Source organism: Pullulanibacillus camelliae (assembly GCF_014642655.1).
In the GTDB taxonomy this organism is placed as follows: domain Bacteria; phylum Bacillota; class Bacilli; order Bacillales; family Sporolactobacillaceae; genus Pullulanibacillus; species Pullulanibacillus camelliae.
The window spans coordinates 44,655-52,507 of record NZ_BMIR01000024.1; the positions used below are offsets into that span (position 1 = coordinate 44,655).

At 39.8% G+C, this 7,853-nt stretch carries 9 protein-coding genes; 2 read left to right on the top strand and 7 right to left on the bottom strand.

What is annotated here, in order from left to right; genetic code table 11:
• Positions 1-12: 12 nt before the first annotated feature.
• Positions 13-957, bottom strand: a complete 945-nt coding sequence (locus IEW82_RS17570) for a YybS family protein (RefSeq protein WP_188697825.1) — start codon at positions 955-957, stop codon at positions 13-15.
• 563 nt (positions 958-1,520) lie between these two features.
• Between IEW82_RS17570 and IEW82_RS17575 the strand changes: the two genes are divergently transcribed.
• On the top strand, positions 1,521-2,423 hold the full coding sequence (locus IEW82_RS17575; protein ID WP_373285736.1) for a cation diffusion facilitator family transporter: 903 nt from the start codon (positions 1,521-1,523) through the stop codon (positions 2,421-2,423).
• A gap of 57 nt (positions 2,424-2,480) precedes the next feature.
• On the top strand, positions 2,481-2,951 hold the full coding sequence (locus IEW82_RS17580; RefSeq protein ID WP_188697828.1) for a chemotaxis protein CheW: 471 nt from the start codon (positions 2,481-2,483) through the stop codon (positions 2,949-2,951).
• Positions 2,952-3,151: 200 nt separating this feature from the next.
• Here the strand turns inward: IEW82_RS17580 and rpsR are convergent, their stop codons facing one another.
• The 6 genes from rpsR to IEW82_RS17610 all read right to left on the bottom strand — a co-directional run bounded on the left by rpsR (position 3,152) and on the right by IEW82_RS17610 (position 7,307).
• Positions 3,152-3,379 (bottom strand): 30S ribosomal protein S18, encoded by a 228-nt coding sequence (gene rpsR, locus IEW82_RS17585; RefSeq protein WP_188697832.1) that lies wholly within the window; start codon positions 3,377-3,379, stop codon positions 3,152-3,154.
• 18 nt (positions 3,380-3,397) lie between these two features.
• Positions 3,398-3,898, bottom strand: a complete 501-nt coding sequence (ssb, locus tag IEW82_RS17590; protein WP_188697835.1) for a single-stranded DNA-binding protein — start codon at positions 3,896-3,898, stop codon at positions 3,398-3,400.
• A gap of 29 nt (positions 3,899-3,927) precedes the next feature.
• Positions 3,928-4,221 (bottom strand): 30S ribosomal protein S6, encoded by a 294-nt coding sequence (gene rpsF / locus IEW82_RS17595; protein ID WP_188697837.1) that lies wholly within the window; start codon positions 4,219-4,221, stop codon positions 3,928-3,930.
• A gap of 200 nt (positions 4,222-4,421) precedes the next feature.
• A complete protein-coding gene (gene ychF, locus IEW82_RS17600) occupies positions 4,422-5,522 on the bottom strand; it encodes a redox-regulated ATPase YchF (RefSeq protein ID WP_188697840.1) in 1,101 nt (366 codons plus the stop codon).
• 186 nt (positions 5,523-5,708) lie between these two features.
• On the bottom strand, positions 5,709-5,906 hold the full coding sequence (locus IEW82_RS17605; protein ID WP_188697843.1) for a DUF951 domain-containing protein: 198 nt from the start codon (positions 5,904-5,906) through the stop codon (positions 5,709-5,711).
• An 18-nt stretch (positions 5,907-5,924) separates the two neighbouring features.
• Positions 5,925-7,307 (bottom strand): glycine--tRNA ligase, encoded by a 1,383-nt coding sequence (locus IEW82_RS17610; protein WP_188697847.1) that lies wholly within the window; start codon positions 7,305-7,307, stop codon positions 5,925-5,927.
• Positions 7,308-7,853: the final 546 nt, after the last annotated feature.

Here is a 7,853-nt window from a genome sequence, read left to right on the forward strand (position 1 = left end):
CACTTGCCTTCTTTATGATTTTCTCATCTGTTTGCGTAGATCAAAGCCTAAGTCAATTATACCTAATAGGCGTATGAGATAAAGAAGCCAAGGTACTATAAATCCTGCGATTGTTATTATGATTGGAATAGCTATATTTAATTCCTTATTATAACAAAAGTAAAAGATAAAAGAGACCCCTTGAATAGCTAAAATTATTTCCAGTAAATAAAAGACATTATCACTCATAATATAAAGCATAGAGCCCTGAGAATGACTCATGAACATCATCATGACAATAGAGAGTAAATAATACCAAATAATGCTTCGTGGGAAACGCCACTCCCTCAACGGTAACCATTTTGGATACGGTGCCCTTAATCTCTTTAAAAAGGGGGTACTAATGAGCTCAATGATAAAGGCCCAAGTGACAGAAAAGCTCACAAGCAGTGCAGGAGCTAAAACGCTCACCATCTGCTGTAAATTATTCTTCAAAAGGGCAACAGAATCCTTCTCTTCACCCGTGATCATAGAATTTGGCATCACTCGCATAGAGGTATCTAATGCCTGATTAAATTGATCAACAAAGTAACTAAGGGGTGAAAAATCAAATGCCATCTTGAGAACAAAGTAGACACCTATTAATATAATCAAATTGGCTAAGGTTCCCATCGCTAATGTCACAAACGCTGATTTTCTATGAAAAAGTGCTGATCCCATCACCACACCCATAATTAGCATATAAAAGGCAACCGTGGCTGTAATAATATCAGTGAATAAAAAGGCTAAAAAAGCTGAAACCAATAGAGGAATGACACCTTTTTGCAACCCATATTTTGAACAAAAATACATCATTGGTAATGGCCAAATGAAAAAACCGATGATAATAAGCACTGGTATATAGATGCTGGCTAATAAGATTACAATAAAAAGCGCAGCTGTAAGCGCTCCCTCAACAATGGCCCGTGTTTGTTTCATCTAAAAATCTCCTTATACTACTTATAATTAGAAAACATGGCTTCGCACAAGTCTTAGGGGATGAAAACAAAGCGTTGTTTATTTTTCGTACCCCTTCATCGTTTTAGCAAAAAAAATATATTCTTTAAAGTATAAAATAAAAAGGACATGTGAATAATGCCGTTTATTCGTGTCCCTACTGTCTATTTTCATTATACACTTTAACACCACTATCATTCTCATAAAAGCTGTGCAGCATTGCACTTCTCCTACCGTTGAATTATACTGTAAAAGAATGCATAGAAGCAAATGACCACTTTGTTAACATTCACTTTTTTACTTGCTTTAGTATAAGCCGCCCTAAGCGAGATGGACTCAAAAGATATGGAAACAAGAGGTCTTAATGTTTTAAGACGTATAATACGCTCTCAATAGTATAGATCAAAATCTGATGTAATCTGGTGATAATGATGATTGCTTATTCATTTGCTAAACTTGGACATAATAGAAAAGTGTAACGGCCCTTTTAGCTCAGGGTCGTTTTATTTTTCCCTTGCTCAACATTCATTGATGGGGTGAAAGTATTGGTTAAAGAAAAGGTTTCTGGTTGGTTTATCGCTTGGGTGAGTTTGATTTGTAATATGGCTCTTACCGCCGTAAAGGTTATCGTTGGCTATATTTTTAATAGTACGGCATTATTAGCAGATGGTATACATAATGGTGGAGACGTGATTGCCTCACTCGCAACGCTAAGCTCTATGAAAGTAGCACACCAACCAGCTGATGATGACCATCCCTATGGGCACGGGAAAGCAGAAGATCTTGCTTCAGCTCTCATCGCCTTGATTTTAGCCATTGCAGGCTTTTACCTCATTTATGAGTCAATTCACGCCTTATTCAAACCGGCTGCTCATGCTAGTCTCTGGGCATTTTTTGCAGCGCTAATCTCTTTAATTGTTAAAGCGGTCCTCTATGTTTATACCATCCGTTTAGGGAAAAAGGCTAAAAGCAAAAGCCTTATCGCTACTGCCTATGACCATCTTGCCGATGTATGGGCATCACTCGCTGCAGCTGTTGGCATCGGCATCGCTTTTCTTGGCGATATCTTTCATATTCCTTATACTATATATGGGGATCCCATTGCTGGTATTATTGTTTCCTTACTCATTATAAAAGTCGGTATTGAAATGGGCGTCAAATCCATTAATGTGCTCATGGAAAGCAGTGTATCAAGTGAACAAATTGAAATTTATGCAAAGATGATTGATGCCTTTCCAGAGGTTAAACGCATTGACCGCTTACGAGCACGCGAGCATGGCAATTATATTTTAATCGATGTTCGCATTAGTGTTCCTGGAACCTTAACCATACAAGAAGGACATAATATCACAAGACAAATTCGTGATACAATAATGACAAAGGACACTAACGTTGAAGAAGTCCTCATTCATCTTAATCCGTGGTATGAACAAGAAAAAACACCTTGAACTCTGCTTCCTTTCTGTCGATATTATTATTAAGATTATTAGAAAGAGGGATATGACATGACCTCAACTTCAAAGGATCTCATTATTTTTACATTAGAAAACTATACAATTGGTATCGGCGTCAGCGATGTTGATGAAGTAACGCTACCTACCGAAGTTAAACCCCTCCCAATGGGCTTGCCTGCTCTTATTGGACTCTTCAGGGTAAGGGAAACGATCTGCCCTCTCATCGATATTGCAAAGCTTTTAAATTTAAAGGCTATACAGGCAACGAGGGAGGATGAAAGACGTGTCTTGATTCTAAAATCAAGCAGTCAAAAAATTGGTATTGAAGTCGATCGCATATCGGACATCCTAGCCCTCACAGACGAGCAGGTACTAAACGCAGACGAGAGCGTGGCCGAATCACTTCCTTACACCAAATACACGATAATTGTGAAAGAGCAAACAATACATGTCTTAGATGTCCAAGCACTCATTGATACCTTGATCAATGAAGCCGAGGAGCTATTCACCCTCCAAAATTAATCCAACTCCTACGGAAGTGCTATCGCTTTAAGTCTTGGAACAACATGAGTGAAGTTAAAAGGGTTTCACTTGTTCTCTCCTTACTATTTGTAAATGATTGGTACTTTTTAAAGAAAACTTAGTTCAGCAGGCTAATTATAAAAACTGATAGACAGCATAAAAAAAGCGGAGTGGTGACCACTCCGCTTTTCCTTGCCTTATTATTCAGTAGTATATGGTAAAAGCGCCATTTGACGAGCGCGTTTGATTGCGCGTGTAAGCTGACGTTGGTACTTCGCACTTGTACCTGTTACGCGACGAGGTAAAATTTTACCACGATCGGAAATAAAACGTCTGAGCAAATCAACATCTTTATAATCAATATAAGTAATGTTGTTTACTGTAAAGTAACAAACCTTACGGCGCTTTCCTCTTCCACGACGTGCCATGTTATACCCTCCCTTAAATTAAAATGGTAAATCATCATCCGAGATATCAATAGGCTTACTATCATCCGCAAACGGATCATCCCCGAACGGGTCATTAGCACCTTTATTTGGCGCCGATGGTTGATAGCTATTGCTATTGTTATTGTTAGAAGGGGGCTGTTGAGAATAATTATTAGTCGATGGTGCATTGGCTCGTGCATTACGCGGCTCCAAAAATTGCACACTATCGGCAACAACCTCAGTAATAAATACTTTTCGCCCTTCGTTATTTTCATAACTTCGCGTTTGCAAGCGGCCTTCTACTCCCACAAGACTTCCTTTTCCAACGAAATTCGCTGTGTTTTCTGCTTGTCTTCTCCAAACAACCACCTGGATAAAATCAGCATCATGGTCACCTTGTTGGTTCGTAAAAGGACGGTTTATGGCTAGCGTAAAGTTAGCTACAGCCGCTCCATTTGGCGTATAACGAAGTTCTGGATCCCGTGTTAAACGGCCAACCAACACCACTCGATTAATCATCAGAACCTCTCCCCATTAATTTTTGAAGATTATTGTTCTCTTTCATCACGAATTGTCATGAAGCGAAGCACGTTATCATTGATCTTTGTCAAACGATCGAATTCACTAATCGCTTCTGTTCCAGCCGTTACATACAGAACAACATAAACCCCAGCATTTAAATCATTAATTTCATATGCTAAGCGGCGTTTACCTAATTCTTTAACCTCATTAATTTCCGCACCATTATCCGTTAAGATTTTGGCGATACCTTCTTTAGTCGCCTTTTCAGTATCCTCGTCCAAATCTGGGCGCAAAATATACATGATCTCGTATTTAGTCATCCTATTCACCTCATTTCACCCGAGCGATCTCATACTCGCTCTTCATCGACACAAAAACGTTCCACGATGGAAACTCCCTTTGGTCATAGCGGCCCTTTTAATAAAGAGCAGAGAGTGTACACATTCACTCACAGCAGTTAATTATAAAGGATTTTCATTTAAAATTCAAGGCAAAGCCTAAGATTCTTTTCTACTGCCCCCTATACATTAAAACGGAAATGGACAACATCACCATCTTGAACGACATAGTCCTTCCCTTCCAATCGCAATTTACCATTTTCCTTGGCTTTACCTAAAGAGCCAGCTGTCATAAGATCAGCAAAGGAAACCACTTCAGCTCGGATGAAGCCTCTCTCAAAATCTGTATGAATAATACCCGCAGCTTGAGGAGCCTTTGTTCCCTTCTTAAAGGTCCAAGCGCGTACTTCCTTTTCACCAGCAGTAAAATACGTGGCGAGCCCCAACAACTTATAGCTCTTCTCTATAAGCTGATCCAGTCCCGACTTGGCAATGCCTAGGTCTTCAAGAAAGCTTTGCTTTTCTTCGCCCTCAAGTTCAGCAATTTCTGATTCAATTTTTGCAGAAATCACAACAACCTCAGAGCCCTCTTTATTTGCAAACTCTTTTACTTTTTTCACAAACTCATTATCTTCACCGCTTGCTAAATCATCCTCGGAAACATTAGCGACATAGAGTACCGGTTTGCGTGTTAGAAAGTTGTGACCTTTTATCGCATGGCTTTCATCATCCGTAAGCGCAACACTTCGTCCCGGTTGTTCGTTCTCAAAAGCCTCTTTAAGTTTCACTAAAGCGGAATGCTCTAAAAGCGCTTCTTTATCTTTTTGCTTAACTAATTTTTCTAAGCGTGGCAGGCGTTTATTTACAGATTCTAGGTCTGCTAAAATCAATTCCAGATTAATGGTTTCAATGTCATCAATGGGATCTACCTTGCCTGACACATGGGTAATATCCTCATCTTCAAAGCAACGGACGACATGTGAAATTGCATCGACCTGACGAATATTAGCCAGGAATTGATTGCCTAATCCTTCGCCCTGGCTTGCACCCTTAACTAATCCAGCGATATCTGTAAATTCAAAGGTGGTTGGAATGGTTTCCTTAGGATGATACATATCGGTCAACGCATCGAGGCGTTCATCTGGAACATTCACGATGCCAACATTAGGATCTATTGTACAGAACGGATAATTTGCTGATTCCGCTCCGGCTTGTGTAATTGCATTGAATAAAGTTGACTTCCCGACATTAGGTAAGCCAACAATACCTGTTGTTAAAGCCATCTCTTCCACTCCTTACGAACATATACGATTTATTTTTATGGCGTGCCAATACGTCATGACTGATCATAACGCCATTGTTAAAGCCTTGTCCAATTTGTCGAATTATAGCATCTTTATTGGAAAGATTTATTTCCCGAGAAATAAATCCATTTTATGCCAAAGGTATAGGCCGTCACATGGACGACCTTACTCTTCGGCATGCTGGAGCACCTTTTTCATTTTCCTTTTAAATTCCGTCCTCGGTAATAAAACACTATGGCCACAACCCATACACTTAATGCGAATATCTGCGCCCATTCTGATGATCTTCCATTTGTTTTCTCCACAAGGATGGGGCTTTTTCATTTCAACAATATCGTGGAGATCAAATTTTTTATCATCCATCGTGCATCCCTCCGACCCTTAGAATTTAATTTTTTCTTTCAAAAATCCAGCCACCTCAGAAATAGGAAGGCGAACTTGTTCCATTGTATCCCGATGTCTAACGGTCACTTGTCCATCTTCCTTAGAATCAAAATCATAAGTAATACAATAAGGCGTACCGATCTCATCCTGACGGCGATAACGCTTGCCAATAGATCCTGTTTCATCATAGTCTACCATGAATTCTTCTGAAAGCTGCTCATAAATACCTAGCGCTTCATCCTTCAATTTCTTAGATAGCGGAAGAACCGCCGCTTTATATGGAGCAATAGCTGGATGAAAATGTAACACTGAGCGTGTTTCATTCTCACTGATTCTCTCTTCTTCAAAAGCATCGATTAAAAAGGCAAGAGTGACACGGTCTGCCCCTAGTGAAGGTTCAATAACGTATGGGATGTACCGTTCGTTTGTCGCCTGATCGATGTACTGCAAATCCTCACCGGAGACCTCCATGTGACGTGACAAGTCATAATCCGTCCGAGAAGAAATACTTGAAAGCTCGCCCCACCCAAATGGGAACTTGTATTCAATATCCGTTGTTCCCTTACTGTAATGAGGAAGCTCTTCCTCTTCGTGATCTCGTAACATCACATGATCCTCTTTCATATTCAATGAAAGCAACCAGTTACGGCTAAAGGTCCGCCAATAATCAAACCACTCTTCTTCCTCACCTGGTTTACAGAAAAATTCCAGCTCAAGCTGTTCAAACTCTCTCGTCCTAAATGTAAAGTTTCCAGGAGTGATTTCATTTCTAAAGGATTTACCAACTTGCGCAATACCAAAAGGAACTTTCTTCCTCATCGTCCGTTGAACGTTTTTAAAGTTAACAAAAATACCTTGTGCAGTTTCCGGACGCAAAAAGATTTCATCCGAGCTTGATTCCGTTACCCCTTGATAGGTTTTAAACATTAAATTAAATTGACGAATGGGTGTAAAGTTCTGCGCTCCACACACAGGACACTTAATGTTATGCTCTCTGATCAAAGCTTCCATCTCAGCGAAGGATAATGCCTCTATTGGACGCTCAAGCGCATCCGTGTCTAATTGACTCTCTAGGAGCTTATCTGCACGGTGGCGTGACTTACACTCCTTACAATCCATCATTGGATCGTTAAAATTGCTTATGTGGCCAGAGGCCTCCCACGTTTTTGGATTCATTAGTATCGCTGCATCTAATCCTACATTATATGGGGATTGTTGAACAAACTTTTTCCACCAGGCTTTTTTAATATTATTTTTTAATTCAACGCCTAAAGGACCATAATCCCATGTATTAGCTAGGCCTCCATAAATTTCAGAACCTGGAAAAACAAAACCTCTTTGTTTTGAAAGATTGACAATTTGCTCCATTGTTGTTGCCATCACTATATCCTCCTATATCTTTAGCTTAACATCATTGTGACCTTTGAAAATGCATCAGCGGCTAAAGCCAAAAAATCTGTGTTTTCTTTATAGAACAAAAATAACCCCCAATCCAAAGGCAAATAGAATTGCCTAGGGACGAGAGTCATCATCTCACGCGGTTCCACCCTATTTGACACAAACGTTCGTGCCCACTTCATTTGTTATGGTTCCAGACTGCCGTTCCCTAAAGTCCTTATTGGGCTTTCACCATTCCCAACTCGCTATAAAAAGGATATATTTAGGTACTCCTTTCTGTCATTACCATGGATCGATTCAATTTAATATAGTGTATTATATACCAAACGAGGCGTTCAATCAATTTTTCTCACGGATTTATTTATTTTGTTCTCTGCTGTCTTGCGGCAATGGGATAAATGAGCACTGCAGATAGAAAATATAAACCTGAATCCGTGACAAAACATCTTTACAATGGTCGCAAACCGTTGATACGATAAGGGAAAACGACGTTGACGATTCTTCATCAAGTAGGTGATGTGATGAAAG

What these genes read in the sequence shown, in the direction of transcription:
- IEW82_RS17610 (WP_188697847.1), bottom strand. Translation starts at nt 7,307, where the DNA reads ATGGCAACAACAATGGAGCAAATTGTCAATCTTTCAAAACAAAGAGGT.
- rpsF (WP_188697837.1), bottom strand. Translation starts at nt 4,221, where the DNA reads ATGACTAAATACGAGATCATGTATATTTTGCGCCCAGATTTGGACGAG.
- IEW82_RS17570 (WP_188697825.1), bottom strand. Translation starts at nt 957, where the DNA reads ATGAAACAAACACGGGCCATTGTTGAGGGAGCGCTTACAGCTGCGCTT.
- ychF (WP_188697840.1), bottom strand. Translation starts at nt 5,522, where the DNA reads ATGGCTTTAACAACAGGTATTGTTGGCTTACCTAATGTCGGGAAGTCA.
- ssb (WP_188697835.1), bottom strand. Translation starts at nt 3,898, where the DNA reads ATGATTAATCGAGTGGTGTTGGTTGGCCGTTTAACACGGGATCCAGAA.
- rpsR (WP_188697832.1), bottom strand. Translation starts at nt 3,379, where the DNA reads ATGGCACGTCGTGGAAGAGGAAAGCGCCGTAAGGTTTGTTACTTTACA.
- IEW82_RS17605 (WP_188697843.1), bottom strand. Translation starts at nt 5,906, where the DNA reads ATGGATGATAAAAAATTTGATCTCCACGATATTGTTGAAATGAAAAAG.
- IEW82_RS17580 (WP_188697828.1), top strand. Translation starts at nt 2,481, where the DNA reads ATGACCTCAACTTCAAAGGATCTCATTATTTTTACATTAGAAAACTAT.